21 protein-coding genes are annotated in these 26,840 nt (G+C 68.4%); 10 read left to right on the top strand and 11 right to left on the bottom strand.

Features of this window, described 5'->3' with window-relative positions; all coding sequences use genetic code 11:
- Window positions 1-39 precede the first annotated feature (39 nt).
- Entirely contained in the window at window positions 40-1,083 is a 1,044-nt protein-coding gene (locus AWC16_RS06325) for an AraC family transcriptional regulator (RefSeq protein WP_085263947.1), read from the bottom strand.
- Window positions 1,084-1,177: 94 nt separating this feature from the next.
- On the opposite strand from AWC16_RS06325, the gene AWC16_RS06320 reads away from it, so the two are divergent.
- The 3 genes from AWC16_RS06320 to AWC16_RS06310 are packed head-to-tail and all read left to right on the top strand — an operon-like array spanning window position 1,178 to window position 4,687.
- A complete protein-coding gene (locus AWC16_RS06320; protein WP_085263946.1) occupies window positions 1,178-2,962 on the top strand; it encodes an N-acyl-D-amino-acid deacylase family protein in 1,785 nt (594 codons plus the stop codon).
- 10 nt (window positions 2,963-2,972) lie between these two features.
- A complete protein-coding gene (locus AWC16_RS06315) occupies window positions 2,973-4,058 on the top strand; it encodes an S-(hydroxymethyl)mycothiol dehydrogenase (RefSeq protein WP_085263945.1) in 1,086 nt (361 codons plus the stop codon).
- Complete coding sequence (locus AWC16_RS06310; protein ID WP_085263944.1) at window positions 4,055-4,687, top strand: MBL fold metallo-hydrolase; 633 nt, start codon at window positions 4,055-4,057, stop codon at window positions 4,685-4,687. Before AWC16_RS06315 ends, AWC16_RS06310 begins: the two co-directional genes overlap by 4 nt.
- Window positions 4,688-4,867: 180 nt before the next feature.
- On the opposite strand, the gene AWC16_RS06305 is transcribed toward AWC16_RS06310, so the two are convergent.
- Window positions 4,868-5,611: an SHOCT domain-containing protein gene (locus tag AWC16_RS06305; RefSeq protein ID WP_085263943.1), complete on the bottom strand. Its 744-nt coding sequence runs from the start codon at window positions 5,609-5,611 to the stop codon at window positions 4,868-4,870.
- Window positions 5,612-5,693: 82 nt separating this feature from the next.
- On the opposite strand from AWC16_RS06305, the gene AWC16_RS06300 reads away from it, so the two are divergent.
- A complete protein-coding gene (locus AWC16_RS06300) occupies window positions 5,694-6,773 on the top strand; it encodes a class I SAM-dependent methyltransferase (protein ID WP_085264106.1) in 1,080 nt (359 codons plus the stop codon).
- 3 nt (window positions 6,774-6,776) lie between these two features.
- Here the strand turns inward: AWC16_RS06300 and AWC16_RS06295 are convergent, their stop codons facing one another.
- On the bottom strand, window positions 6,777-8,300 hold the full coding sequence (locus tag AWC16_RS06295; RefSeq protein WP_165759174.1) for an Hsp70 family protein: 1,524 nt from the start codon (window positions 8,298-8,300) through the stop codon (window positions 6,777-6,779).
- 513 nt (window positions 8,301-8,813) lie between these two features.
- Here AWC16_RS06295 and AWC16_RS06290 point away from each other — a divergent pair.
- On the top strand, window positions 8,814-9,503 hold the full coding sequence (locus AWC16_RS06290) for a cutinase family protein (protein ID WP_085263941.1): 690 nt from the start codon (window positions 8,814-8,816) through the stop codon (window positions 9,501-9,503).
- A gap of 99 nt (window positions 9,504-9,602) precedes the next feature.
- Window positions 9,603-10,262, top strand: a complete 660-nt coding sequence (locus AWC16_RS06285; protein ID WP_085263940.1) for a cutinase family protein — start codon at window positions 9,603-9,605, stop codon at window positions 10,260-10,262.
- A gap of 6 nt (window positions 10,263-10,268) precedes the next feature.
- On the opposite strand, the gene AWC16_RS06280 is transcribed toward AWC16_RS06285, so the two are convergent.
- From AWC16_RS06280 to AWC16_RS06260, 5 genes are all read right to left on the bottom strand, one after another.
- Window positions 10,269-11,828, bottom strand: coding sequence for an acetolactate synthase large subunit (locus AWC16_RS06280; protein ID WP_085264105.1), 1,560 nt, complete (start codon window positions 11,826-11,828; stop codon window positions 10,269-10,271).
- Window positions 11,829-11,901: 73 nt separating this feature from the next.
- Window positions 11,902-13,293 (bottom strand): FAD-binding oxidoreductase, encoded by a 1,392-nt coding sequence (locus AWC16_RS06275; RefSeq protein WP_085263939.1) that lies wholly within the window; start codon window positions 13,291-13,293, stop codon window positions 11,902-11,904.
- Between the two features lie 6 nt (window positions 13,294-13,299).
- Window positions 13,300-15,648, bottom strand: a complete 2,349-nt coding sequence (locus tag AWC16_RS06270) for a Tex family protein (RefSeq protein WP_085263938.1) — start codon at window positions 15,646-15,648, stop codon at window positions 13,300-13,302.
- Between the two features lie 160 nt (window positions 15,649-15,808).
- The gene (locus AWC16_RS06265; protein ID WP_085263937.1) at window positions 15,809-17,407 is read right to left on the bottom strand and encodes a class I adenylate-forming enzyme family protein; all 1,599 of its coding nucleotides are present in this window, start codon (window positions 17,405-17,407) and stop codon (window positions 15,809-15,811) included.
- 20 nt (window positions 17,408-17,427) lie between these two features.
- A complete protein-coding gene (locus AWC16_RS06260; protein WP_085263936.1) occupies window positions 17,428-18,264 on the bottom strand; it encodes an SDR family oxidoreductase in 837 nt (278 codons plus the stop codon).
- A gap of 149 nt (window positions 18,265-18,413) precedes the next feature.
- On the opposite strand from AWC16_RS06260, the gene AWC16_RS06255 reads away from it, so the two are divergent.
- The 4 genes from AWC16_RS06255 (at window position 18,414) to AWC16_RS06240 (ending at window position 23,481) form a co-directional block, all read left to right on the top strand.
- Window positions 18,414-19,526: a cellulase family glycosylhydrolase gene (locus tag AWC16_RS06255; RefSeq protein ID WP_085263935.1), complete on the top strand. Its 1,113-nt coding sequence runs from the start codon at window positions 18,414-18,416 to the stop codon at window positions 19,524-19,526.
- 127 nt (window positions 19,527-19,653) lie between these two features.
- The gene (locus AWC16_RS06250; protein ID WP_165759173.1) at window positions 19,654-21,456 is read left to right on the top strand and encodes a serine/threonine-protein kinase; all 1,803 of its coding nucleotides are present in this window, start codon (window positions 19,654-19,656) and stop codon (window positions 21,454-21,456) included.
- Window positions 21,457-21,585: 129 nt separating this feature from the next.
- The gene (locus AWC16_RS06245; RefSeq protein ID WP_085263933.1) at window positions 21,586-22,629 is read left to right on the top strand and encodes an MPT63 family protein; all 1,044 of its coding nucleotides are present in this window, start codon (window positions 21,586-21,588) and stop codon (window positions 22,627-22,629) included.
- A 144-nt stretch (window positions 22,630-22,773) separates the two neighbouring features.
- On the top strand, window positions 22,774-23,481 hold the full coding sequence (locus AWC16_RS06240) for an MPT63 family protein (protein ID WP_085263932.1): 708 nt from the start codon (window positions 22,774-22,776) through the stop codon (window positions 23,479-23,481).
- Window positions 23,482-23,493: 12 nt separating this feature from the next.
- Here AWC16_RS06240 and AWC16_RS06235 read toward each other — a convergent pair whose 3' ends face one another.
- Genes AWC16_RS06235 through AWC16_RS06225 form a run of 3 tightly spaced genes read right to left on the bottom strand, consistent with a single transcriptional unit; the run spans window position 23,494 to window position 26,776 of the window.
- Window positions 23,494-24,627 (bottom strand): acyl-CoA dehydrogenase family protein, encoded by a 1,134-nt coding sequence (locus AWC16_RS06235; protein WP_085264104.1) that lies wholly within the window; start codon window positions 24,625-24,627, stop codon window positions 23,494-23,496.
- 35 nt (window positions 24,628-24,662) lie between these two features.
- Entirely contained in the window at window positions 24,663-25,751 is a 1,089-nt protein-coding gene (locus tag AWC16_RS06230) for an NAD(P)H-dependent amine dehydrogenase family protein (protein WP_085263931.1), read from the bottom strand.
- On the bottom strand, window positions 25,748-26,776 hold the full coding sequence (locus tag AWC16_RS06225) for a Rieske 2Fe-2S domain-containing protein (RefSeq protein ID WP_085263930.1): 1,029 nt from the start codon (window positions 26,774-26,776) through the stop codon (window positions 25,748-25,750). The genes AWC16_RS06230 and AWC16_RS06225 overlap by 4 nt, the downstream gene beginning before the upstream one ends.
- Window positions 26,777-26,840 lie beyond the last annotated feature (64 nt).

Here is a 26,840-nt window from a genome sequence, read left to right as displayed (position 1 = left end):
AGTCGATTTCTTGGAACAGGAAACCACGAACGCGGTGGCCTACAAGAACGATTTCAGATCACCAGACCTTCCGGCGAAACCGGTCGCGGCGCGGACCGCCTTGCGACGGCTGCTCGCACTGCAACCGAACCATCGCTGACAAGACCGGCTGAGCACGCTCTGCTCGGCGTAGCCGAGTTCACGGGTCAGGTGCGAGAGGCTGATGTCGGTGTCACGCAGATAGCGGTCGGCGGTGTCACGGCGAACTCCGTCGACCAGCGCGGCGAACGTGGTCTCCTCCGCGGCCAGCCGCCGATGCAGCGCTTTGGGATGCAGGCCGAGCTCGCCGGCGATCAGCTCCAGGCTCACCGTGCCGGTGGGCAGCAGCTGGCGAGCCATGACGCGCACCGATGCCGCGACGCCCGGCGACTCCGCGGTGATAGCGCTCAGATAACGCACCATGGCCTGGTGGGCATGGTCGTCGCGGTGCAGCGGGCGATCCAGATCGGCGGAACGGAACGTGAACCCGGCGATCGGTTGCGCGAAATAGGGCCGGCAGCCGAAGTAGGCCAGATAATCACGCACCGGGGTGAGCGGCTCGTGTGGCAGATGCACCGACAGCGGCGCGTACGGGGCGTCGAACATCATCCGCATGATCCCCAGCGAAACCCCCAGGGACAGTTCGGTGGTCTGCGGGTGCGGTGGGGACCGCTCGATGAGCACCTCGAACGCGTAGAACGACTCGTCGCTGTTGGCGCCCGGGGTGATGCGCGCCGAGATCGCCGGGCTGTAAGCGGATAGGAACCGCTCCACGATCGCGAACCCGCCGCCGACGGTGGCCGCGGTGCGCGCGGCCACCCCGAGCGGGCCGAAGTTGCCGATGTCTTGACGCAGCGCCAGCCGTCGCCCGAAGTCCGGACAGGCGGTCGCACCCGCTGCCGTCTCCACGGCCAGGATCACCGCGCGGTAGGGCACGAACACCTCATGGGTCCCGACCGCTCCGGCGGGCACCCCGGCCGCCGCCAGCAACGCCGCCGGATCACCGCCGAGCTCGGTGACCAGCTCCGGATAACCGGACAGCGCAGTGCCGCGCACCACCGACATGTCCGCAAATATCAAAGAAATGTCCTCAGATGTCAAGACTTCAGCGGGTGTCGCGGACCATGCTGGGAACGGCATCCAGCGGAAAGGGACACCCGTGAGCTTTGACACCGTGATCCGTGACGGCCGGTGGTTCGACGGCACCGGCGCGCCGTCGGCGATCCGCAACATCGGCATCCGCGACGGGCACATCGCCGCCATCACCACCGAACCGCTCGATGAGACCGGCTGCGGCCAGGTGATCGACGCGGCCGGCAAGTGGGTGCTGCCCGGGCTGGTCGACATCCACACCCACTACGACGTCGAGGTGCTCGCCGCCCCGTCGCTGTCGGAGTCGGTCCGGCACGGCGTGACGACGGTGCTGGTGGGATCCTGCTCACTGTCCACCATCCACGTCGACGGCCAGGATGCCGGCGACCTGTTCGGGCGGGTGGAGGCCATCCCGCGCCAGTACGTGGTCGACACCATCGATCGGTTCAAGACCTGGTCGAGCTGTGCGGACTACATCGCCAGCCTCGAGCGGCTGCCGCTCGGTCCGAATGTCACTGCGCTCATCGGACATTCGGACATGCGCACCGCCACCATGGGACTGGATCGCGCCACCCGCGCCGACGTCCGCCCCACCGCGGCCGAGCAGGCCCGGATGGAACAGATGCTCGACGAGGCACTGCAGGCGGGGTTCGTCGGAATGTCTTCCCAGCAGCTGCTTTTCGACAAGATCGACGGTGACACCTGCCGCTCGCGCACCTTGCCGTCGACGTACGCCAAACCGAAAGAACTGCGCCGGCTGAAGTCGAAACTGCGCCGCAGCGGACGGATTCTGCAGGCCGGCCCGGACGTCAAGAATCCGTTCGACGTGGTGTCCCAGCTGGCCCAGGCCCTGGGGATCTTCCGCCGGCCACTCAAGACCAGCCTGCTGGCCGCTGCCGACGTCAAGAGCAATCCGCTGGCGATTCCGGCGATGTCGCGCGCGTCGCGCATGTTGAACAAGCTGGGCGGCGATTTCCGCTGGCAGCACCTGCCGGTGCCGTTCGAGGTGTACGCCGACGGCATCGACCTGGTGATCTTCGAAGAGTTCGGCTCGGGCGCGGAGGCGCTGCACCTCAAGGAGTCGGTGGAACGTGACGAGTTGATGCGCGACGAAAGCTACCGGCGGCGCTTCCGCAAGGACTACGGAAACAAGTATGGCCCGCGGGTCTGGCACCGCGACTTCTTCGACGCCGAGATCGTCGACTGCCCCGATGAGTCGGTGATCGGGAAGTCCTTCGGGCAGGTCGGGGTCGACCGCGGCGGCGTGCATCCCGTCGACGCGTTCCTCGACCTGGTGCTCGAACACGGCAGCGCGCTGCGCTGGCGCACCACGATCTCCAACCACCGGCCCGACGTGCTCAAGAAGATCGCCCAGGAACCGGGCATCCAGATGGGCTTTTCGGACGCGGGCGCGCACCTGCGCAACATGGCGTTCTACAACATGGGCCTGCGGCTGCTGCGCCACGTCGTCGACGCCCAGCGGGCCGGTGAGGCGTTCCTCTCGGTCGAGCAGGCGGTGCACCGGCTGACCGGCGAACTGGCCGACTGGTATCGGATCGACGCCGGGCACCTGCGGGTCGGTGACCGCGCCGACATCCTGGTGCTCGACCCCGACCACCTCGACGCCGCCTTGGACGCCTATGTCGAGGAACCCTTCGCCCAGTACGGCGGAATGTCACGCATGGTGAACCGCAACGACGACGCCGTCACCGCTGTCTTCATCTCGGGGCGCGCCGTCGTCCTCGACGGGCAGCCCACCGACGTCCTCGGGTCGCAACGCACCGGAAGCTTCCTGCGTGCCGACACCCGCACTCCGGCAGTCGCCGCGCACGCCTCCGCACCGGGAACATAGGGTTGAGCGCATGAGTCAGACAGTGCGCGGCGTGATCTCCCGTGAGAAGGGCAAACCGGTCGAGCTGACCGACATCGTCATCCCCGACCCCGGCGCGCACGACGTCGTCGTCGCCGTCACCGCCTGCGGGGTGTGCCACACCGACCTGACCTACCGGGACGGCGGCATCAACGACAGCTACCCGTTCCTGCTGGGCCACGAGGCGGCCGGCACCGTCGAGACGGTGGGATCCGCGGTGACCGCGGTCGAACCCGGGGACTTCGTGATCCTGAACTGGCGTGCGGTGTGCGGCCAGTGCCGGGCCTGCAAGCGCGGACGCCCGCACCTGTGCTTCGACACCTTCAACGCCTCGGTGCCGATGACGTTGACCGACGGCACCGAGCTCACTCCCGCGCTGGGCATCGGAGCGTTCGCCGACAAGACCCTGGTCCACGAAGGCCAGTGCACCAAGGTCGATCCGACCGCCGATCCCGCGGTAGCCGGACTGCTGGGCTGCGGGGTGATGGCCGGTCTGGGTGCGGCGATCAACACCGGTGGCGTCACCCGTGATGACACCGTCGCGGTGATCGGGTGCGGCGGTGTGGGTGACGCGGCGATCGCCGGTGCCGCTTTGGTGGGCGCCAGGCGCATCATCGCGGTCGATACCGACAACACCAAGCTGAACTGGGCCCGAGACTTCGGCGCCACTCACACCATCAACGCCCGCGAGCTCGACCCGGTCGAGACCATCCAAGATCTCACCGACGGCTTCGGCGCCGACGTGGTGATCGACGCCGTGGGCCGCCCGGAGACCTGGAAGCAGGCATTCTACGCCCGCGACCTGGCCGGAACCGTTGTGCTGGTGGGAGTTCCGACCCCGGACATGCGCCTGGAGATGCCGCTGATCGACTTCTTCTCCCGCGGCGGTTCGCTGAAGTCGTCCTGGTACGGCGACTGCCTGCCCGAACGCGACTTCCCCACCCTGATCAGCCTGTATCTGCAGGGCCGGCTTCCGCTGGAGAAGTTCGTCTCCGAGCGCATCGGGCTGGACGACGTCGAGAAGGCCTTCCATCGCATGCACGACGGCGAGGTGCTGCGGTCGGTCGTGGTGCTATGACCGCCGGCGACGCGATCCAGCGGGTGGTCACCCACGGGACCTTCGAACTAGACGGTGGCAGTTGGGAAGTCGACAACAACATCTGGATCGTCGGCGACGACTCGGATGTGGTGGTCTTCGACGCCGCCCACGACGCGACCCCGATCATCGACGCCGTCGGCGGGCGCAATGTGGTGGCCGTGGTCTGCACGCACGGCCACAACGACCACATCACCGTCGCACCCGAGTTGGGCAAACGGCTCGACGCGCCGGTACTGCTGCATCCCGGCGATGACATGTTGTGGCAGATGACGCATCCGGACAGCGACTTTCGCGCGGTCGGCGACGGTGACACCCTCGCCGTCGGAGGGCTGGAACTGCGGGCGCTGCACACGCCGGGTCACTCACCGGGTTCGGTGTGCTGGCACGCACCGGACTTGGGCGCGGTGTTCAGCGGCGACACCCTGTTCTGCGGCGGTCCGGGTGCGACGGGACGTTCGTTCTCGGACTTCCCGACGATCCTGGCGTCGATCTCCGAGCGGCTCGGCAAACTGCCAGCCGACACCGTCGTCTACACCGGGCACGGTGACAGCACCCGCATCGGTGACGAACTGGTTCACTACGACGAATGGGTGGCCCGCGGCCACTGACGATGCATCGCGAGGAACGAGCGGTGCGGAGGAAGCGGCCCATCCAGGCCGGCCACTGACGATGCATCGCGAGGAACGAGCGTGCGGAGGAAGCGGCCCATCCAGGCCGGCCACTGACGATGCATCGCGAGGAACGAGCGGCGAAGAGGAAGTGGCCAATCCAGCGCGGCCACTGACCAGTCAGTGCTCGCGAAGGATGCGCCGCTTCTCTTCGGCGAACTCCTTCTGCGTCAACGCCCCGCAATCACGCAGGGCCGTTATGGTTTTGAGCTGCTGGATACGGAGCGCCTGGCCGTCGGGGACGTAGCGGGCGTCGTCGGGGACGTACCGCGCGTCGTCGGGGATTTCCCATGCGTCGGTGCGGCCCGCCCTCGTGGGCCGGCGTCGCAGGCGTGCCGCCCACCATTGCGCCGCAACGAAATTCACCAGACCGACCCCGAACACCACCGGGAACAGCGCGACCAACGACCAGTGGCCGGCGGGCCGCCCGAAGGCCAGGTGCGGTGCGATGTACGCGCCGACCTGCCCGTCGGTGGTGATCTGGTAGTCGCCGGCCGTCTCCACCCGCATCCGCCACAGCCGCCGCCGTGAGTCGTTGTTGACCGTGGTGGTCATCCCGACGCTTTCCTCGAACTCCGGCTCGGCCACCCCGGGCGGTGACGTCACCCGCAGACTCAGCGGAGGCACCGGCAGCCCGCCGCCGGACGGACTGGAGACGACCCGGGTGTGCAGATTCACCGTCACTTCGCCCGCCGGCAGGTGCACGGTGCCCGTCCCCGGGATCGGCACCTCGCCGTAGGCGTCGTATCGGTCCAGTACGAAGACGTTGAGAATCAGCGCAGCCACGAAACCGATCACCCCGACGGCCATGAGACCTGCGGCCAACACGACCGGAATGCGTCCGATCGCCCGCTGCGCGCTCACCTTCGGAAGTGTGCCACGGATTGCTCATGCCGCTACCGTCAAAGGTGATGTCGGTTGCGGGCCGCGACGGTCGGAGGTGTACATGCCGGAGTCGAGCATCGTCGTGCGCCCCGAGCCCGCCGGAAACCCCTCGAAGCGGTTGCAGGCGGCAGGGCTGACGCACGCCACCAGCGTGTTCGAGCAGCTGGCGGCGACGGTTCCGTTGCCGCCCGCGCCGCGGCCGATCGTCGTCGCCGACTACGGCGCGGCCACCGGCTACAACTCACTGCTGCCGATCGGCGCCGCCATCGCGGCGTTTCGCCGGCGCACCCGGCCCGACCACGCCGTGCTGGTCGCCCACACCGACCTGCCCGACAACGACTTCACCGCGCTGTTCACCACACTGGCCGAAGATCCCGACAGCTATGCCCGCAAGGACGCGGCCAGCTTCCCCTCGGCGATCGGCCGGTCCTTCTACGCCCAGATCCTGCCGTCGCAGAGCGTCACCCTGGGCTGGACCTCCTGGTCGACGATGTGGCTGCGCCGGGCGGGAGCAGAACTGCCCACATTTGACGATCACGTCCATGTCGAGCACAGCGACGACACCGCCGCGCGGCGCGCCTACGCGCGCCAGGCCGCGCAGGATTGGCACGACTTCGTCGCGTTCCGCGGCCGCGAACTGAGCCCGGGCGGAAAGCTCCTGGTGTTGACCGCGGCCGTCGACGCCGCCGGCCGGTCCGGCTACCAGCCCCTGCTCGACGCGATCGTCGCGGTGCTCGACGAGCAGGTGGATCAGGGCCTGCTCACCCGCGCCGAGGTCGCCCGGATGACGATCCCGGTGCTCGGACGCAGTGAGAAGGAACTTCGCGCGCCGTTCGCCCCCGCCGGGCGGTTCGAGTCCCTGACGATCGAGCGACTGGAGGTGTTCGACGCCGAGGACCGGTTCTGGAGCCAGTACCAGCTCGACGGCAACGCGGGCACGCTCGGCGCCCAGTGGGCGGCGTTCACCAGCGCCGCCATCTTCCCCACCCTGGCAGCCGCGCTGGCCGGTGGCGTCGACGACCCGCGGGCGGGCGATTTCGTGCGCCACCTCGAAGCCGGTGTCGCTGCCCGGATCGCGGGCAACCCACAGCAGGTGCAGATTCCGCTGGCGCTGGTCGTGCTGGCCAAGCCCGCGGCGTAGGGCCTAGGGACTGGCCGGGATCTCGGGGCCCTCCGGAACCGGGTAGACCGGGGTCTCCGGAAACTCCGGGATGGCCGGCGGAGAGGGCTCGGGGCGGGGCGCGAACGCCGGGGGCGCCTCGGACGTCGATGACGGTGTGGAGGCGGTGGTCGACACCGTCGTCAGTACTCCGGATTCCGGTGCGTTGTCGGCGGCTTGGCGCAGCACCAGCACAGCCACCGTGCCCAACGCCATCGCCACGAGTGCGGCCAGGATGACCACCGGGACCGGCCTCCGGTACCACGCCACGCCCACCCGGCCGCCGATTTCGTCGGGCTCCGGTGGGGCGGGCGGCCGCGGCGGCGCCGGGCGAGGCGGCGGTGGCGTCATCAATGGCTGCAGCGGCGGATTCGGTGGACCGTCCGCAGCCGGTGGCGGTGTGCGTTCAGGCGGCGGTGCAGCCTCGGGGAACGCCGCCGGCTCGGCCGGTGGCGGCGTCCTCTTCGGGGTTGCCACCACATTGCCGGCAACACTCAGCGCGGCACCGATGGCCGCGGTCAACTGTGGTCGCGGAGAGCTGATGACGGGAACGCCGAAGCGTTGCGACAGACCCGTCGTGACGGTCGGCATATTCGCCCCGCCGCCGACCGAGACGATCGCCGACAGGTTACCGGGCGCAACTCCGTTGTCGTCCAAGGTGTTCTGCAGCGCCGTGAAGAACCCTTCGAGCGGCTGGCGCAATGCCTCGTCGAGTTCTGCCCGAGTCAGCCAGACGCCGCCGTGGAATCCCGCCAGTTCGGCCACCGTCTCCGACGACAGCTGTTCTTTGGCGTCACGGCACTGATTGCGCAGCCTGGTCAACGACCCCACCGTCGGGGGCCCGTCGCCGTTGCCGCCCAGATCGGCCACCACGTGATCCAACAGCGCCTGGTCGATCACGTCCCCGGAGAACGTGGTGCAGCGCCGAGTGGCACTGATCGGCTCAAAACCGCGACCGGCATCGACGAGCGTGATGTTGCTCCCGCTGCCCCCGAAGTCGCACACGGCGATGATGCCGTGATCCGGCAGACCCGGATTCGCTTGCAGCGCAGTCAGAACTGCTGCGGTGTCGGAGATCAGCGTCACCGGATGCTGCGCCCACTCCGATACCCGCCCCAACGCGGTGCGCAACGCAGCGACGGCTTCGCGCGACCAATGGGCGGGATGGGCGACCGCCACCGCGGGTGGTATCGGACGCCCCTCGGTCACCGCGTAGGCCAGCGCATGCAGCCCGTCACCAAGCAATTGGTCCGCGCGGTGGGTGGACCCGTCGCCCGCCACAACCGGCCTGTCACTGCCGACGCGATCCACGAAATCGCTCACCACGAGTCCGCGTTCGTGCAGTTCGGAACTGACCGCCGAATTCTCCGACGGCATGCCGACCTGGGACGGCCGATCCCGGAACAGAGTCAGCACAGGCCGTCGGGTGATCGCGCGGTCGGCGGTAACTGCCGCCAAAGTGGTCGCCCCCACGGACATCCCCATCGCGGGGCCTGTCTCTTGCGCCATGCTGTCCCATCCACGGTGTGGTCCGGCGATCAGAAAGACACCGGTCGTCGCAATTTTATCGACGCCTGTCCGGTTTACCCGGCATTCGAGTGCCATTGGTGCGGCGGGTAACTCGCAACGGTCCTTTCGGAAGCGTTTACCGTCAAATCCCATGCGCGCGGTGAACCGCGTTGTGCGCCGCGCCGCGTTGAATTGATAAGTGGTCTGTCGCCCTCACCCGAGCGTTGACCGGCCTCATTCGGGGCGACCGGGCTGAGGATTCTGCTGCTCGCACCCACCGTCGCGGCCGCCCTTGGAGTTTGCTCCAGAACGACGGACCGGTGGTCACTTCATCGACACCGAGCAACACGCTGAGGCGACCGTAGGCCCGTTGGAGTTGATCTCAGCGACGACTCAGATGGCCGCTACGGGCTACACAGCGTGTGGCTACGCAGCCGGTCGGTAATTTTCAAATACGTTTTCTCCCAGGGGTGTCGGCTTCGCACCACCAGATTCGTATGCCACCATGGTCCGGTGAACACACGTCAGCTCCTTCGTATTCTCGGTGTTGCGCTGGCCCTGACCTGGCTGCTGCAGAGCACCGCCATCACGACCCCATCCGCCTTTGCCGAGCCGTGCCCGGACGTCCAGACGTTGTTTGCTAGGGGTACCGGCGAGGAGGCCGGGCTCGGCGAGACCGGGCAAGCATTCGTCGACGCTCTGAGGGCCCGGGTACCGGACCGCTCGGTGGAGGTGTACGCGATCGACTACCCCGCCACCAATGACTGGCCGACCGGCATTCAGGGCATCAGGGACGCCACCGCCCACATCGAGGCCACCGCGGCGACGTGCCCCAAGACCAAGATGGTGCTGGGCGGCTTCTCGCAGGGCGCCGCGGTGATGGGTTTCTCCACCGCCAGCGTCATCCCCGACGGGGTGCACGGCATCGATGTACCACAGCCGATGCCCCCGGAGGTGGCCGACCACGTCGCCGCCGTGGTGCTGTTCGGCACCCCGAACGATCGGGCGATGAATTTCCTCGGCCAGCCGCCGCTGGCTATCGGCCCCGCGTACCTGGCCAAGACCATCCAGCTGTGTGCACCGGAAGACCCGGTCTGCTCCGAGGGCATGAATTTCGCCGCGCACGCCCCCGGCGCCTACGACGGGATCGCCGACGAGGGCGCGGCCTACGCGGCAAACCGGCTGCAACCACCGCCTTCGTGATGCGGCACCGGCTTTGTGATTTGCTGTTCGCCCTGCCCGCAGCGCTGAACTCCGACCCGAGAGCCGGTCGCCAGACCGGAGCATGGCAGCATTTGAAGGATGAACTTGCGTAACACTGTTCGCACCGTCGCTGCCGCCGTGATGCTGACGGGAACGCTGGTGGGCGCCCCGGGTGGCATGCCGATCGCCGCCGCCGAGGCCTGCCCGGACACCGAGGTGGTCTTCGCCCGCGGCTCCGGTCAGCCCGTCGGGCTCGGAGACGTCGGCGAGGCATTCGTGGCTGCACTCCGGGACCAGCTCCCCGGCCGCGACGTCCACGTCTACCCGGTTGCGTACCCGGCCAGCACCGACTACCGCAACAGCGCAGAGCTCGGTGAAGCGGACGCCACCTCCCACATCCAGGGCACGGTCGCCAACTGCCCGAACACCAAGCTCGTGCTCGGCGGCTACTCTCAGGGCGCCAGCGTCATCGAGATGTCCAGCAACTCACTGCCGGCCCAGGTCGCCAACCACGTCGCCGCGGTGGCGCTCTTCGGCCCGCCGTCGAGTCCGTACTCGACCTCGTTGTGGGGCGGCCCGCTGCCGGTCCTGGCCGCGTCCTACCGCCCGAAGGCCATCGACTTCTGCCTCGCGGGCGACATCTACTGCGAGGACAGCGGCAGCGTCGTCCCGCACCTGATGTACGTGCAGGACGGCAAGGCCGACGAGGCCGCCAGCTTCGTCGCGGGCCGCCTCACCGCGGGCCAGAGCATCGGCTAGTACGCGTCAGAACAGCGCCGGGATCCGCGCGTCGATCAGGTGCGGCCCCGGCTCGGCCAGGGCACGGCGGAACTGTTCGGCGAGTTCCTCGCAGGTGGTCGCCACCGTCGCCGGCACCCCGAACCCCTCGGCGATCTTCGCGAAGTCCATGTTCGGCCGTGACAGGTCGAGCAGGTTGTTCGCTTTCGGCCCCCCGCCTTCGGCGCCCACCCGGGCCAGTTCCATGCGCAGGATCGCATACGAGCTGTTGTTGATCAGCACCGTGGTGACGTTGACGTTCTCCCGCGCCATCGACCACAACGCGGAGATGGTGTAGGCCGCGCTGCCGTCCGCCTGCAACGCGATCACCGGCCGATCCGGCGCGGCGACGGCGGCGCCCAGCGCGACCGGCAGGCCCTGGCCGATCGCCCCGCCGGTGAGCGTGAGCACGTCGTGGCGCGGTGCGCCGGCCGTGGTCGCGGGCAGCATCAGGCCCGAGGTGTTGGACTCATCGGAGATGATCGCGTCGTCCGGCAGCAGGGCCGCGATCACCTGCACCCAGTTCTGCGCTGTGAGCTGCCCGGTCGGCAGGTCGGGGACGGCCGCGGGCGCCGGCCGCGGCTGCGCCCCGGGCGCCACCGCCTCGGCCAGCTGCACCAGCGCGGCCGCCACATCCGTCTCGAGGCCGGCCAGATTGTGGACGGCGCATCCTTCCGGAACCAGGTCGCTGGGCTTGCCGGGATAGGCGAAGAACGACACCGGGGCCCGGGTACCGGCCACCACCAGGTGCTTGATCCCGTCCAGTTGGAACGCGGCCTGCTCGGCCAGGTAGCCGAGGCGGTCGATCGCCGGAACCCCGGCGCCGCGGGTCAGCCGGGCCGGGAAGGTCTCGACCAGCGCGCGGGCACCGGTTGCGGCGGCGATCCGGTCGGTGGCCTCCAGCGCGCCCACGTCGGCCGCGGCGGGTCCACCGATCAGCAATGCCACCGGCTCACCGCTGCGCAGCACATCGGCGATCTCGGCGATGACCTGCGCGTCGGGCGCAGCCGCGGGGACCGGGTCCACCGGGCTGGCCGCTTGCGCACCCTCGTCCCAGGAGATGTCGGCGGGCAGGATCAGGTTGGCCACCTGCGCGGGGCTGGCCATCGATGCCGCCACCGCTTCGGCGGCATCACGCCCGACGTCACCACCGGAACCGGTGCGGCGCACCCAGCCGTGGGTCCAGTCGGTCAGCGGCTCGATGTCGGATTCCAGCGGCGCGTCGTACTTCTTGTGGTAGGTGGCGTGGTCCCCGATGACGTTGACCACCGGCACATGCGCGCGGCGGGCGTTGTGCAGGTTGGCCAGGCCGTTGCCCAGCCCGGGCCCGAGGTGCAGCAGGGTGGCGGCCGGCTTCTCGGCGATCCGGGCATACCCGTCGGCGGCTCCGGTCACCACGCCTTCGAACAGGCACAACACCCCGCGCATCTGCGGCACCGAGTCCAGTGCGGCCACGAAGTGCATCTCGGAGGTGCCGGGGTTGGCGAAGCAGACCTGCACACCGCTGTCGACCAAGGTGGCGATCAGGGCCTGCGCTCCGTTAGTCATGTGGCTGCCTTTCTTGCCGGGCACCGAAATGTGCACCGGCCTATTGCCTTGCCGGACGCTCGCGATCTGCTGCCTATAGAAGCACGCCGGGGTTGAGGATCCCGGCCGGGTCGAAGGCATCTTTGATCCGGCGCATCAGGGCGATCTTGACCGGATCCTCGAGTTCCAGGAAATGCTGGGTCTTCACCCGTCCCAGGCCGTGCTCACCGGAGATGGCGCCGCCCAGCGTCATCGCAGCCGAGAAGATGTCGTGCAACAGCCGGTGCCGCGCATCGTCGTCGGCGCAGAACACCGCCAGGTGGACGTTGCCGTCGCCGGCGTGGCCACAGCCGACCACCCCGGCGCCCGCCGCTTGGGCGAATTCTTGCGCCCGGGTGAAGAACTGGTGCATCACCGCACGCGGGACCACCACGTCGATGACGTCGTGGGCGCCGGCGGCCTTGGCCGTCCAGAACGCCCTTTCGCGGGCCTCGATCAGGGCGTGTGCCGAATTACCCTCCAGCACATAGACATCGACCGCCCCGAGTGAGCCCAGCAGTTCGCCCAGCATGGCCACGTCGTCGTCGAGGCGGTCGCGGTCGCGGTTCTCCACCCCGATCACCAGGTACGCCTCGGCGGTCTCGCGGACCGCGTCGGGGATACCCAGATTGAGGCTTTGGGAGTAGCTGATCGCGGCCAGGGTGAGTTTGTCGACGTATTCGAGAATCACCGGGTCCACGCCGCTGCGCACCACCGTCGGCACGGCACGCATCACCGCGGGCAGGTCCGTGAACGGCGCCAGCAGGGTCGCGGAGTGCGCCAGCCGCGGATAGAGCCGCACGGTCACCTCGGTGGCCAGCGCGCAGGTGCCCTCCGAGCCGATGATCAACTGGGTCAGGTCATATCCGGTGGACAGCTTGGTGATCCGGCCACCGGTGCGGATCAGCTCACCGGTCGGCAGCGCGGCCTGCAGCCCGAGCACGTTGTGGCGGGTCACGCCGTACTTGATCGCGCGCATGCCGCCGGCGTTGGTGCCGACGTTGCCACCGACACTGGCGGACAGTTCGCCGGGGAAGACGGTGTACATCAACCCCGCCTCGGCGGTCGCGGTGTCAAGGTCGGCCAGGGTGACCCCGGGCTGCACCACCGCGACCTGGTTGTCGGTGTCGATCTCCAGGATCGCGTTCATTCGTTCGAAAGAGATCAACAGACCGTCGGCGCACGGCCGCGCTCCACCGGACAGTCCGGTGCCCGATCCGCGGGCGGTCACCGGAACCTTGGCTTCGGTCGCCGCGGCCAGCAGCTCCGCGACCTGTTCGGCGGTCTGCGGGCGGGCGACGTAACGCGGTGTCACCGGTGCACCGACCAGTGCCTCGTCGTGGGCGTAGTCGGGGCCGATCTGCTCGCCGGTCAGGAGCCCGGACGCGCCGACGATGTCGGCGAACTTCTGCGTGGCCTCAAGGGATGAGCTGTCTACCGTGGCCATCCATCCCTACCTTCCGAACCCGGCGTCACGTAGCGCCTGAGCCATCGACCCGCCTGCCGGGGCCGTGTCCCGGCGACCGGCACCGTTGCCGGGGCGCCGTCCCCGATTCTGCTTGGCGGTGTCCCCGCGCGCAGCGGGTTTGGCGACCGGGCCGCGGGCCGGCTTGTTCGCGTTGTCCCCCAGCCGCAGGCTCAGCCCGATCCGCTGACGGTCGATGTCGACATCGACGACCTTCACCTTGACCACCTGGCCGGAACGGACCACCTCGTGTGGATCGGAGACGAAGCGGTCCGCCATCGCCGAGACGTGCACCAGACCGTCCTGGTGCACGCCGACATCCACAAACGCGCCGAAGGCCGCGACGTTGGTCACCACGCCCTCCAGCACCATGCCCACCTTGAGGTCGGCCACCTTCTCCACACCCGCGGCGAACGTGGCCGTGGAGAATGCCGGCCTCGGGTCGCGGCCCGGTTTCTCCAATTCGGCGAGGATGTCGGTCACGGTCGGCAGCCCGAACCGGTCGTCGGCGAAGTCGCCGGGTCGCAGCGATCGCAGCAGCCGTTCGTCACCGATGATCTCGGCCAGGGTGACCTGCGCACGGTCCAGGATGCGTCGGACCACCGGGTATGCCTCGGGATGCACCCCCGAGGAGTCCAGCGGGTCGTCACCGTCGCGGATGCGCAGGAAGCCCGCGCATTGCTCGAATGCCTTGGGCCCCAAGCGTGGCACGTCGAGCAGGGCGGCCCGATTGCGGAACGGCCCGGTCTGGTCGCGGTGCGCCACAATGGCTTCGGCCAGCGATTCCGACACCCCGGACACCTTGGCCAGCAGCGGCGCCGACGCGGTGTTGAGGTCGACGCCGACGGCGTTCACGGCGTCCTCGACCACGGCGTCGAGGCTGCGCGCCAGCGTTCCGGGCGTCACGTCGTGTTGGTACTGGCCCACGCCGATCGACTTCGGCTCGATCTTGACCAGCTCGGCCAACGGATCCTGCAGCCGACGGGCGATCGACACCGCCCCGCGCAGGGTGACGTCCAGCTCCGGCAGTTCATGCGCGGCGTAGGCCGACGCCGAGTACACCGAGGCGCCGGCCTCGCTGACCATCGCCTTGACCGGTGCGGGGGCGCCGGCGGCCTTGAGGTCTGCGATCAGCTCGGCGGCCAGGGCGTCGGTCTCCCGCGACGCGGTGCCGTTGCCGACGGCGATCAGGTCGACACCGTGGCGGGCAACCAGTGCGGCCAGCGCCGCCTTGGCCTGATCCCACTGCTTCTGGGGTTGGTGGGGGAAGATCGCGCAGGTGTCGAGGACCTTGCCGGTGCCGTCGACGACGGCCACCTTCACCCCGGTGCGAAATCCCGGGTCCAGTCCGAGGGTGGTGCGGTTGCCCGCCGGCGCGGCCAGCAGCAGATCCTTGAGGTTCTTGGCGAACACCGCCACCGCGTCCTGTTCGGCACGCTGCTTGAGCCGCATTCGGGCGTCGACCGCCGCCGAGAACGCCAGCCGGGTGTCCCACGCCCACCGCACGGTCTCGGCCAGCCAGGGCGTCGCCTGGCCGGGTCCGGTCATGTCCACACCGAGCGATTTCGCCACCATCGCCTGGTAGGGCTCGTCACCGCCGCCCTCGAAGGACAACGCCAGGGCCTCCTCCTTCTCACCTCGCAGCACGGCCAGCACACGATGCGACGGCATGGAATCGAGCGCTTCGGTGAACTCGAAGTAGTCCCGGAACTTCTGTGCCGCGGCACTTTTCGCTGCCTCTTGGGATCGTGGCGCGGTCCGCAGCGAACCGGAGGTCCAGAACTTCTCCCGGACCGCGCCCACCAGCTCGGCATCCTCGGCGGCGCGTTCGACCAGAATCGCGCGGGCACCCCCCAGTGCGGCCGCGGCGTCGGCGACCTCCTCGCCGGTGTACTCCGACGCGAGCTGCTGGGGGTCCAGTGCGGGGTCCGCGAGCAGCCGCTCGGCCAGCGGCTCCAAGCCGGCTTCTCGCGCGATCTGCGCCTTGGTGCGTCGCTTGGGCTTGTAGGGCAGGTAGATGTCCTCCACGCGGGCTTTGGTGTCGGCCGACAGCAGCGCGTTTCGCAGCTCGTCGGTGAGCTTGCCCTGCTCCTCGATCGAGGACAGCACCGCGGCCCGACGGTCGTCGAGCTCACGCAGGTAGCGCAGCCGCTCCTCGAGGGTGCGCAGCTGGCCGTCGTCGAGACTGCCGGTGACCTCCTTGCGGTAGCGGGCGATGAACGGAACCGTCGCCCCCTCGTCGAGCAGCGCCACCGCGGCCGCGACCTGCCGTTCGGCTACTTCGAGTTCGTCGGCAAGGCGGGCATTCACCGGTTTGAGGGTCACATTCGCGGTCACGCCGACGGACCCTACCGAACGCCGCTGACAACTCCCGGCTCTGACACGTCTAGCGCGTCCGACCGTACGGGAGGCATGGCGACAAGCAGCTCAAGCCGCCGACGGTGATGCACCCCGAGCTCCTCGATGACGACGATGCAACGGCTGGCGCACGTGGCGTTCAGCGATCCTCCCCGGACTGAATCTCTTCCCGCAGCTGGCCCTTGGCGATCTTGCCGCCCGAGGAGCGCGGCAGTTCATCGACGACGACCAAGCGCTCCGGCAGCAGTTCCTTCGACACCCCCAGCGCCAGCAGATGCTCGACGAGTTCGGGCAACTCAAGAGTGCCCTCGCCCGCCGGTTCGACGCCCGCCAGTTCAACAAAGACACAGACCTTTTCGCCGAACACCTCATCGGGCATCGGCACCGCGGCGGCCACCGCGATCGCGGGATGGGTCATGACCGCATCTTCGACCTGGGCGGCACTGATGTTCTTGCCGCCTCGCAGAATGAAGTCCGATGTCCGGCCGGTGACACTCAGATAGCCGTCGGCATCGATCTCACAGATGTCCCCCATCCGCATCCAGCCGTCGGGGGTGAACAGCTTGTCGTGGTCGACCCCGTTCAGGTAGCCCAGGCTGGTCGCGGGTCCGCGGCATGCGGGTTGTCCCCGACCCGTGTCGGTCACGTCGGTGTTGCCGTCTTCGCCGCCGAAAAGCCGGACCGCCATCTCCGGGACGATCCGCCCACCGGTACGCAGCCGCCGCTCCAGCGGGTCGTCCAGAGTGGTCGCGCTGAGCAGCCCCGTCTCGTTGGAGCCGTAGAACTGCAGAATCTTCGCGCCGGTGAGCTCCTCGAACTCCGCGGCGGGCCGATAGGGCAATGCCTCGCCGCCGGTGAACACCACGCGCAGCGAACTCAGGTCACATGCGCGGCTGGCCGGATCCGCCATCATCATCGTCAATTGCGTGCTGACGCAGCACAAAACGCTGACTCGGTGCCGCTCGATCGCAGCGCAGGTTGCCGCCGCGGTGAAGCGGTCGAGCAAGACCGCGGTGGCACCGAGGTGGATCGGGGTGGTGTGGCTGGTCCAGAGCCCGAAGCCGAACGGGGTGGGAATGATCGGCAGAAAGACGTCGTCGGCGCCCAGCTGCCCATTGGCGACGGCCAGCTGGTGGAAGTAGTGCCAGCGGTTCTGGGTGTGCACCACGCACTTGGGCAGTCCGGTGGTGCCGGAGGTGGAGTTGATCAGGAAGACCTCGTCCGGGCCGAGTTGCGGACCCGGCACACCGGTTACGGCAGCCCCGTTCAGCTCATCGATGCTCAACGTTTCGATGTCGAGGTCGGTCGCGGCCGCGTACCGCTGCTCGTCGGTGATCAACAGCTTCGCCTGCGAGGCGGCCAGGATCGCGTTCACCTCCCGCGTTCCGGCCCGCGCTCCGTTACCCACCACCACCGCGCCGCACCGCTCGAGCGCCACGAACAGCACATGAATCGCCGCGGAATCGCGATGCCACACCGCGATCCGGTCGCCGGGCCGCACGCCCGCCCCCGCCAGCCGAGCAGCCAGCTCGTCGACCGCGGCGTCGAATTCCTGCCAGCTCAGTGCCCCGCCGAGGTAGTCGGTATAGGACCCCCGGTCGGGGAAGCGTTGCGCATTGCGGCGCACCGCATCCGACAGCGTGGTCTGCGACCACCAGCCGACGGCGTGATAGTGGGCGGCTTCGGCTGCGGTGTAGGCCGGTGAATCCCAGTCGGTGTCGGGAGACTCCGGAGACATCGTCACGTACCGCCTCGGCGTCAGTAGATGTAGTCTTCGCCGCTGGCCCGCACGGTGATGTCACTGATGCTGATGCCCCAGGGCTGGTCGATGACGTGTACCACCGCCTCGGCGAGATCGTCGGGGGTGATCAGCCAGTACTTCACCGAGTCGACGTCGGTCTGTTCTGCTGTCAGGGTGCCCTCGGCGAAGGCGGTGACCGATTGCATGTAGCTCTGGCCGCGGGAGCCGACGATGCCCATGATCGCCGCGCCGTTGACCACGCCCCGGCCGAGATTGGTGCCCAGCACGCCGGTCGGCTTGACCGTGGTCACCTTGATCTTTCCCTTCGCCTCGCTGCGCAGGGAGTCCGACAGCACGGTGACCGCGGCCTTGGTGGCGCTGTAGACCCCGGATCCGGCCACCCCGGCGTTGCCGTAGATCGACGAGATGTTGACGACGTGCCCCCGGCCCTGGCTGATCATCTGGTCGTAGACGGCGGAGATCCCGTTCACCACGCCCTTGATGTTGATGTCGATCGCCCGGTGCCACTGCTGCCAGGCCTTCTCGTGGTCGGCGAAGTAGGCCAGCGGCATCACGCCGGCGTTGTTGACAATGACGTCCACCGCGCCGAAGGTCTGCACCGCATGCTGCACAACGGCTTTCATCTGCTCCATGTCGGTGACGTCGGCGACCTTGTAAGTACCGGACTGTCCGGCCTCACGGATCCCGTCGAAGACCGCCGCGAGGCTCTCCGCGCCGATGTCGACGCCGACGACGCGGGCACCCCCGGCGGCACACTTCTCGGCGATCAGTTTGCCGAATCCACCGCCGGCGCCGGTGATGACGACGACCTTGTCCTGCAGGTGCTGCGACATAGTCGGCCTCCCGGCAACACGAATGGGACTGAGGAGTATCGGTGCAGTCTAGGGGGCTGCTGTTGCCACTGTTGCGACAGCCCGATTTGCTCCGCGACAGGCCGCACGTTCGGACACCATGCCACAGGTCCGGACGTTATGGTCACTTCGTGAAACGTCGAACGGCACTGGGGCTCCCCCTCCTGTTGGCGGCGGGTCCCACGCTCAGCCGGATCCCGAGAGCCGGTGCAGACCCCGGCCGCTGGTCGATCGACCGGGTAAACCGCTGGTACCAGGCGCAGGGCTGGCCCGTCGGCTCCAACTACATCACCTCGACCGCAGTCAACCAGCTCGAGATGTTCCAGCCCGCGACCTTCGATCTGCGGCGCATCGACGCCGAGCTGGGCTGGGCCCAGTCAGCGGGCTTCAACACCGTGCGGGTGTTCCTGCACGACCAGCTGTGGGCCGCCGACCGCAAGGGCTTCCAGTACCGACTGGCGCAGTTCGTCTCCGTCGCCGCCCGCCACCGCATCAAGCCGACGTTCGTGCTGTTCGACTCCTGCTGGGACCCGCACCCCAAGGCCGGACCGCAGCCCGCTCCCCGGGTCGGTATCCACAACTCGCGATGGGTCCAGAGTCCGGGAGCCGAGCGACTCGGCGACCGCAATTACTACCGCACCCTGTATGACTACGTCACCGGCGTGATGACCCAATTCCGCTACGACGAGCGGATTCTGGCGTGGGATCTGTGGAACGAACCGGACAACATGGCCCGCGAGTACAGCAGCGTCGAACGGTCCGACAAGCTGGACCTCATCAGTGACCTGCTCCCACAGGTGTTCAACTGGGCGCGGTCGGTCGATGCCCGTCAGCCGCTGACCAGTGGGATCTGGGAGGGCTCACGACAGGGCAGTGCGATCGTCAACACCCAGCTCAACAACTCCGACGTCATCACGTTCCACTCCTACGACCAACCCGCGACGTTCAGTGAGCGCATCGCCGAGCTCGCGCCGCTGGGCCGGCCGATGATGTGTACCGAGTACCTGGCCCGCACCCGCGGCAACACCATTGACGGAATTCTGCCGATCATGAAGCGTCACAATGTCGGCGCCTACAACTGGGGTTTCGTCGCCGGCAGAACGCAGACCTACCTGCCATGGGACTCCTGGGACAATCCCTACACCGCGGAGCCGCAGGTCTGGTTCCACGATCTTGTGCAGCCCACCGGGCGCGCGTACCGCAATCTGGAGATCATGACGATCAGCAACCTCACCGGCCGGTGACCAATCGGCAGAAGTTGTCGCTACCGGCTGATCGCCGCCGGGTTCAATGATGAAATCATTGACGGCAATGTCGCCGGGCTCGCAGTTCCGGTGATCGGGGTTCATGGGTTTGCTTGAGGAGTCGGTGATGGGCGAGACCGCGTCGAGTTCGCGGACCGGTTCACGCGTTGGGCGTTACCTCATCAAACGACTGCTGGGGCGCGGAGCCACCGGTGAGGTGTACGAGGCATTCGACACGCAGAAGGACCGCACCGCCGCAGTCAAACTGCTCGCACCGGCGATGGGCCGGGACCCGGCGTTCCGGGAATGGTTGCAGCGTGAGGCGCTCGTCGTCGGGCGGGTCCAGGAGCCGCACGTGGTTCCCGTCCGCGACTACGGCGAACTGGACGGCGAAGTGTTCATCGATATGCCCCTGGTCTCGGGCGTCGACTTGGCCGCGCTGCTGAAGCGCACCGGCGTACTGCCGCCACCCCGCGCGGTGAACATCGTCTGGCAGGCCGCATCCGCACTGGACGCCGCGCATGGTGCCGGGGTGATCCATCAGGGCGTCAAACCGCGCAACATCCTGCTGACCGACGACGACTTCGTCTATCTGGTGGACTTCGGGCTGAACGGCGCCCCCGGGGCCGGCGCGGCCGACGCGGACAATGCGGGCGCCCGCTGGAAGTACGCCGCACCGGAGCTGTTCTCCGGCGGTGAGTTCGGTCCCGGCGTGGACATCTACTCGCTGGCGTGTGTGCTCTACCAGTGCCTTACGGGCTCGCCCCCGTACCGGGCGGACAGCTACAAGATGCTGGCCAACGCACACCAGAACAAGCCGATTCCGCGACCCAGCCATGCCGGAGCGACTATCCCGGCCACCCTGGACGCGGTGATCGCCAAGGGCATGGCCAAGGACCCTCGGGAGCGCTATGCCACCGCAGCGGAGTTGGCCACCGCGGCCTACCAGGCACTCAGCGCGCCCGATCAGCACCGGACGCTGCATATCTACGAGACCAGCCAGCAGGCCACCCCGCCGTTGATCGAGCAGCCGAGTCCGAGTGCGCCATCATCGGTTCCGACCGAGACGCCCCCCGCCGAACGGCCTGAGCCCCCGGTGGCGCATCCGACTGCGCAGGTGCCGCCCGCCGAACCTGCGATCCCGCCCACCGTGCCGGCCGAGCCGCCCCCGGCGCAGATCGAAGTGCCGCCGGTGCACTCAGACCCGCCATCCGAGCCCGCACCGATACCGGAGCCCAGCACCGCGCCCTCCCTGGCCGCGCCACACAGCGTGCCCCGCATCTCGACCGCCGACGACGACTGGTTCAACTCGGCACGGCAGCTTCCCCTGCATCAAGATCCCGGCAAACGCCGACTCATGCTGCGTATCGCCGCGGTATTGCTCGTAGTCGTGGGGCTGATCACCTGGATGATGAACCGATCGCGTTCCGACGAACTGGCCGCCGACACCGACACCTCGGGTTCGGCCGCGGGAGCGAGTCAGCCCACGACGACCGTGTCATCCGCTGAGGCCCAGGCGCGACTGCTCAAACTGCTGCCCTCGGGCTATCCGCAGGGCACCTGTACGTCGACCACACCCTTGGGAGGCGCCATCGCGGAGGTGAACTGCGGCCGCAACGTCGACCTCGACGGGCCTCCTTCGGCGACCTACTCACTGTTTCCGGATGCCGGCGCGCTGCGCCTGAGCTTCGACAACACGGTGCAGGCCACCACCGTCGTCACCTGCCCGGGACGAATCCAGTCGCCGGGCGCCTGGCATCGCACCGCAACCCCGGACAAGTCGAGCGGGATGCTGGTGTGCGGTATGCGCCAGGGCTCCCCCACGCTGGCGTGGACCAACGACGACAACCTGGTGATCGGCTCGCTGCACACCGAACGCAGCACGCCCACCCTGGAGCAGTTCTATACCTGGTGGAGTTCGCATTCCTGACGAACCCGCCGAGGCGAATAAACCGCGACGTCAAATCCGTTAGGATTCACGGTCTGGAATCACTGCACCGCCGCACACATCAACCCGCATCAACCCCGAGATCCAGTCGAACCGAGGAGTCCACCAACGATGAAGTTGATCACTACCGCCGTGGCAGCAGCCGGGGCGTTGGCCGCCGCCGGAGCCTTCAGCGCCGCGATCGCCAGCGCGGACGCCGGTGACCCGGCGCCGACGACCCACCCGATCGGCACCCAGGGCACGGTGGAGAACGGCGGGGTCATCCAGGGCTGGACGGTCAGCGACCTGCGTCCCAGCTCGGACCCCATCCCCTACCAGCCGCGCGGCACCCTGTGGGAGGCCACCGCCACCGACGTTGCCATCCAGGGCACTGTCACTCCGGTGGTCGCCAACCTCGGCGCCCGCTCACCGAGCGGTCAGACCTACCCGGCCCTGTTCACGGTTGCCACCCCGCAAGGTGTGAACCCCTCCAACCTGACGCAGGGTCAGAAGACCAGCGGCAAGGTCTACTTCGACGTCACCGGCGACGCTCCCAACAGTGCGGTCTACCAGGGCGCCGGTAAGGACCTGTTGGTCTGGACGCCCGCGGCACCGGCCGCGCCGACCGGCGGTGGTTCGTCGACTCCGGCCGCCACCGGTGCGCAGCGCCCGTCCACTCCGGCGGCCACCAGCCCGAAGCCCGCCCAGTCGGGCACCCAGGGCACCCAGGGCGCGCCGGCCGCTACCGGCACCACGCCGGCCACCGCCGGCAGCCAGGGCACCCCGCTTCCGGCCGAGGCCGACGGCACCCCGGCATCGGCGGCCGGTTCGGAAACCCCGGCTTCCACGGGCGGCACCTCTGCCACGGGCGGCACCTCTGCCACGGGTAGCACCGAGACCCCGGCCACCTCGGGCGCCGCGGAGTCGTCGGCTCCCGCCGCCGGCTCGGCCCCGTCCTCGCAGCAGGCCCCGGGTGCCCCCGCCAAGCCCGAGACGCCGGCCGCGGCGTCCGGCAGCTCGGGCACACCGCTGCCGCCGGAGACCCCGGGTGCGCCGACGGCGGGTTCGGAGGGCGCGGCATCGGTTTCGGCAGGAAGCCCAGGAAGCCAGGGCACGCCGATCCCCGCCACCCCCGGGACCCCCTCGGCCAGCGGCGCGAGCCACTCCGCCGGCTAGTTCTGGATCGTCAGCCCGGCCCGGCCTCCGCTCCTGCGGGGCCGGGCCGGACTCGTTTCTGGGTAGCCTGGTCGGTAGCCCGTTACGATTCAGTACTTGAGTACCAATGCCATCGGGACGCAGCCGAACCGAGGAGTCAGACCCATGAAGTCCATCTCGATCGCCCTGGCCGCGGGGGCGCTGGCCGCCACCGGAATATTGAGCACCGGGATCGCCGCGGCAGAAGGACCTGACCCGGCCACCCACCCGATCGGCACCCAGGGCACCGTGGCGGAGGGCCCCGGGGTCCACGGCTGGACGGTCAACGATCTGCGGCCCAGCTCGGATGCCATCCCCTACCAGCCGCGCGGCACCCTGTGGGAGGCCACCGCCACCGACGAGGCGATCCAGGGCACCGTTTTCCCGATCGTCGCCAACCTCAGTGCCCGCTCGGCCAGCGGCCAGAACTATCAATCGCTGTTCACCGTGCCCACGGCGCACGGCATCGTGCCGACCGGCCTCGCCCAGGGCCAGAAGACCACCGGCAAGGTCTACTTCGACGTCACCGGCGACGCACCCAACAGCATGGTGTACCAGGTCGGCGGCGCCGACCAGATCCGGTGGGTGGCGCCGGCACCGCAGTCTCCGCCGCCCGCGCCCCAGCCCCAGGCTCCGTCGCAGCCGCCGGCCGCCGGGTCGTCGCAGGCTCCGGCCAGCGGCGGCAGCGGCCAGCGGTCACCGGCACCGGCCCAGGTCCGCCCCCCATCGCAGCGCCCCTCCAGGCCGGGACCTGCCGCACCGCCGCCCGGCAGCTCCGGAACCCCACTGCCCGAAGGCAGCTCCGGCACGCCGCTGCCCGCCGAGGCCCCCTGAGCCGGCCGCGGTTCAGAGCCCGAACTGGTCGTCGATAAGACCGAGCCAGATCTGGGCCGCGTCGATGGCGACCTTCTCGCTGATGAAGGCGTGCTGGGTTCCGGTGTAGATGTCTCGGAATGCGCGTTCGAAGCGGCTGCCCTCCCGGATCGCCGTGGTTCCGGCGACCAGATGTGCCCATTCGGCACAGTTTCTGGCTGTATCGGTAGCGTAGACGGCGGCCACCCGCATATCGGCCCGCAAGCCCGGCGTCAGGTCTTCGCCCGCGGCGACGGTGGCCTCGGCGGTGGTGAAGGCGTCAAGCACCAGCAACCGGGCGGCCCGCCAGGCGGCGACGTGGTGGGCCAGGCCCTTCTGAAAGGTCTGGCGAGTGGCCAACGCCGCCATATCGCTCATGCGGTACTTGGTGGCCGCCAGCTCGGTGACGTCGTCAAGCATGCTCTTGGCGACACCGAGTGCCCAGGATGCGTGTCCGGCAGCCGTCACCGGCATCAACCCCATCCGGGCGGCCGGCGATCCACCCCGAAACGGTTCGCGACAGAACAGTCGAAACGTCCGGCGCCGCGGCACGAACACGTCCTGCGCGCTGTAGTCGTAGGAGCCGGTTGCCTTGAGCCCCTGGACATGCCAGCCGTCGTTGAACGAGATCTGCTCACGCGGGATGACCGCGACCTGCATGTCGGGCACACCGTCGCTGACCCAGCGCATCTCGCCGTCGTCCATCGGGAAAAAGCCGGCGGCGACGTACTGCGAGTGGCCGATGCCCGAGCCGAAACTCCACGCTCCGCTCAGCCGGTAGCCGCCGTCGACGGCGGTGCCCTGCCCGTTGGGGAAGTATTGGCCACCCAGCGTGACGTGGTTGTCGTGCGCGGAGAACACCTCCGCGAAGCCGTCGTCGGGAAGATATGCCGCCGCTGCGAAGGAGGACGGCATGTTGGCGATCCCGACCCAGCCGAATGACCCGTCCTGCCAGGCCATTTCGATCCAGGTCTCGATCATCTCGGTGAAGGACGGTTCGACTCCACCGGCGGCGGCCGGATTGAACGCCGACATCAGACCAGTGCGCCACATCTCGTCGACGATGGGGGCGGTCAGTGTGCGGTCCTGCTCGGATGCGGCGGCCTCGGCGGCCACCAGCTCGCGCATGCCCCGCGCCAACGCGACAACCCGGCCCGCCACGGTCACCTGCGGAAGCGCCCGGCGAATCCGCGCAGCGGCAGGTCGGCACTGGTCAACAGGCCGGGCGGTGCGGCCACCACCGACTTGATCGCGTTGAGGGCGGGCAGCCCGGTGACCGTCATTCCGATCGAGGCGAAGTTGTCCGGGTTGGACAGGTCCACACCGGGTTTGGGGAAGATCATGTGCTTGTTGTAGACGCACGGATCGCCGGTGACCCGGGTGATGTAGCAGCCCTTGATGTTCCAGTTCGGCTCGGTGAACGGCGTCATCTGCCATTCCAGATGCGTCTCGATGCGCGGCACACCGTCCACCATGCCCTGGTACTTGATGTAGTTGCCGCCTAACGACCCCTTGGGCAGGGTGTACCAGCCCAGGTCGACGTCCTTGGTGCAGACGCCCAGTTCGTAGTTGAACGTCACCTCATCGAGAGTGAGGTCGAAGCAGTCGGCCATCATCAGCACGCTGTCGGCGAAGACCCGGGTGAACTTCTCCAGCTTTGCCGGGATCTCCGGATCGTCGGCCGGTTGACCGTAGCCGACCTCGATCCAGGTGTCCTTGGAGTGGTGGCACGACACGTCGACGGATTCGATGGTGGTGACGTTCTCGATCTCGGCGACGTCGGCCGAACACACCACGCCCAGAATCTGATTGAGGCCCGGGTTCATCCCGGTGCCGTAGAACGTCGCACCGCCCAACTCAGCGGCCTCCCGCAGGAGCTGCGTCACCGGTTTGCCCGACGGGTGGGGGTGGTTCTTGTCGCGATGCCAGCCGGTGATCCAGTCGGCGGTGGTGACGATGTTGATGCCCGCCTCGAGGATCCGAACGTAGAGGTCCTCATCGGGGAACACGCCGTGAAACGTCAGCACGTCCGGCTTGGCCGCGATGATCTCCTCGACGCTGCCCGTCGCGATCACCCCGTTGGGCGCGATTCCGGCCAGCTCGCCGGTGTCCTTGCCGATCTTGTCCGGCGAATAGCAGTGCACGCCGACCAGTTCCAAGTCGTCCCGGGCGGCGAACCGCCGGATCATCTCGGTCCCGACGTTGCCGGTGGCGACCTGGAAAACGCGGACCGGTGCGGCGGCTGTGTTCATGCGGTGAAACCTTTCTGGGCATAGACCTCGGCAGCGCTGCCGCCGATGCCGTCGGGATAGAACTGCTTGGCCCACTGGCGGATCGCGGTGAATCCCTCGTATTCGGCGGTCGCCAGGGCGGGCGGGTCCGAATAGCGCTGATGCGACCAGATGTGGATGTCCTGTTCGAACTGACGGATCACTTCCCGCCCGAACTCGCCCGCCCTGGCCTCGGCGCGGGCCGGATCACCGCCGGCCGGTGAGCGGCCGATATAGACCATGAAGCGGACGTCGGAAGTGGATTCGTCGACGGGGGTGATGGCCGAGATGGTGCGGTTGTCGATCATTCCCCAGCTCTTGGTCACCGCGATGCCCAAGCCGCCGTTGATGGCTTCCACACCGCTGTTGACGTCTTCGATCTTCTGCCCGTCGTCGCCTTCGAAGGTGATGGTGAAGTCGACGTAGGACACCGGTTCGGCGAAGTCGTGTCGGGTGAACACCGGCACGATCGGGGTCCGGTGCACATATTTGAAGTGGGCGAAATCCACGCCGTTCTCCAGGACGTACTGCGGATGCAGCTCCAGACCCGCCCGGAACAGTCGTTGTTGGGGGTAGTAGTCGGCGGCGCTGCGATCGTCGAAGCTGGCGAACACGTCCGGCGCGTCGAAATAGGGCTCGCGCCCCTGCGCGTCGTTCCAGATGTAGACCGACTCGTTGCGTTCCACGACGGGATAGGTGGTGATGCGCCGGCCGCGATTGGGCTTGTCCTGATAGGGGATACAGACGTTGCGGCCCTGGGAGTTCCACTGCCAGCCGTGGAACGGGCATTGCAGTACCTCGCCGCAGACGGTGCCGCCGTAGCCAAGGTGGGCGCCCAGGTGCTCGCAGTAGGCGTTCATCACGGTGAGCTGACCGGACTCCGCGCGCCAGGCGATCATCTCCCGGCCGAAGTACTTCATGGTGTGGACGTCGCCGACGCCGATCTCGTCGGACCAGGCCACTTGAAACCAGCCTGTCGGGTTCATCGACAAGGGTGGTTTGGCCATGTCAACGTGTCCTCTCTGTGGTCTCCGACCGGGCCGACTTCCGCAGCATAGTGCGCTTCGACAC

It is taken from the genome of Mycolicibacter longobardus, assembly GCF_002102265.1.
Lineage (GTDB): Bacteria > Actinomycetota > Actinomycetes > Mycobacteriales > Mycobacteriaceae > Mycobacterium > Mycobacterium longobardum.
Note: the sequence above shows the minus strand (reverse complement) of the source record. Positions and strands in the feature narration are given on the sequence as shown.

Excerpts from the sequence above, each read along its gene's own strand:
- AWC16_RS06295 (WP_165759174.1), bottom strand. The coding sequence starts at position 8,300 with ATGGCGCAAGAGACAGGCCCCGCGATGGGGATGTCCGTGGGGGCGACC.
- AWC16_RS06235 (WP_085264104.1), bottom strand. The coding sequence starts at position 24,627 with ATGCGCGAGCTGGTGGCCGCCGAGGCCGCCGCATCCGAGCAGGACCGC.
- AWC16_RS06325 (WP_085263947.1), bottom strand. The coding sequence starts at position 1,083 with ATGTCGGTGGTGCGCGGCACTGCGCTGTCCGGTTATCCGGAGCTGGTC.
- AWC16_RS06260 (WP_085263936.1), bottom strand. The coding sequence starts at position 18,264 with ATGTCGCAGCACCTGCAGGACAAGGTCGTCGTCATCACCGGCGCCGGC.
- AWC16_RS06310 (WP_085263944.1), top strand. The coding sequence starts at position 4,055 with ATGACCGCCGGCGACGCGATCCAGCGGGTGGTCACCCACGGGACCTTC.
- AWC16_RS06250 (WP_165759173.1), top strand. The coding sequence starts at position 19,654 with ATGGGCGAGACCGCGTCGAGTTCGCGGACCGGTTCACGCGTTGGGCGT.
- AWC16_RS06245 (WP_085263933.1), top strand. The coding sequence starts at position 21,586 with ATGAAGTTGATCACTACCGCCGTGGCAGCAGCCGGGGCGTTGGCCGCC.
- AWC16_RS06315 (WP_085263945.1), top strand. The coding sequence starts at position 2,973 with ATGAGTCAGACAGTGCGCGGCGTGATCTCCCGTGAGAAGGGCAAACCG.
- AWC16_RS06240 (WP_085263932.1), top strand. The coding sequence starts at position 22,774 with ATGAAGTCCATCTCGATCGCCCTGGCCGCGGGGGCGCTGGCCGCCACC.
- AWC16_RS06275 (WP_085263939.1), bottom strand. The coding sequence starts at position 13,293 with ATGGCCACGGTAGACAGCTCATCCCTTGAGGCCACGCAGAAGTTCGCC.
- AWC16_RS06230 (WP_085263931.1), bottom strand. The coding sequence starts at position 25,751 with ATGAACACAGCCGCCGCACCGGTCCGCGTTTTCCAGGTCGCCACCGGC.
- AWC16_RS06285 (WP_085263940.1), top strand. The coding sequence starts at position 9,603 with ATGAACTTGCGTAACACTGTTCGCACCGTCGCTGCCGCCGTGATGCTG.
- AWC16_RS06225 (WP_085263930.1), bottom strand. The coding sequence starts at position 26,776 with ATGGCCAAACCACCCTTGTCGATGAACCCGACAGGCTGGTTTCAAGTG.
- AWC16_RS06280 (WP_085264105.1), bottom strand. The coding sequence starts at position 11,828 with ATGACTAACGGAGCGCAGGCCCTGATCGCCACCTTGGTCGACAGCGGT.
- AWC16_RS06265 (WP_085263937.1), bottom strand. The coding sequence starts at position 17,407 with ATGTCTCCGGAGTCTCCCGACACCGACTGGGATTCACCGGCCTACACC.
- AWC16_RS06300 (WP_085264106.1), top strand. The coding sequence starts at position 5,694 with ATGCCGGAGTCGAGCATCGTCGTGCGCCCCGAGCCCGCCGGAAACCCC.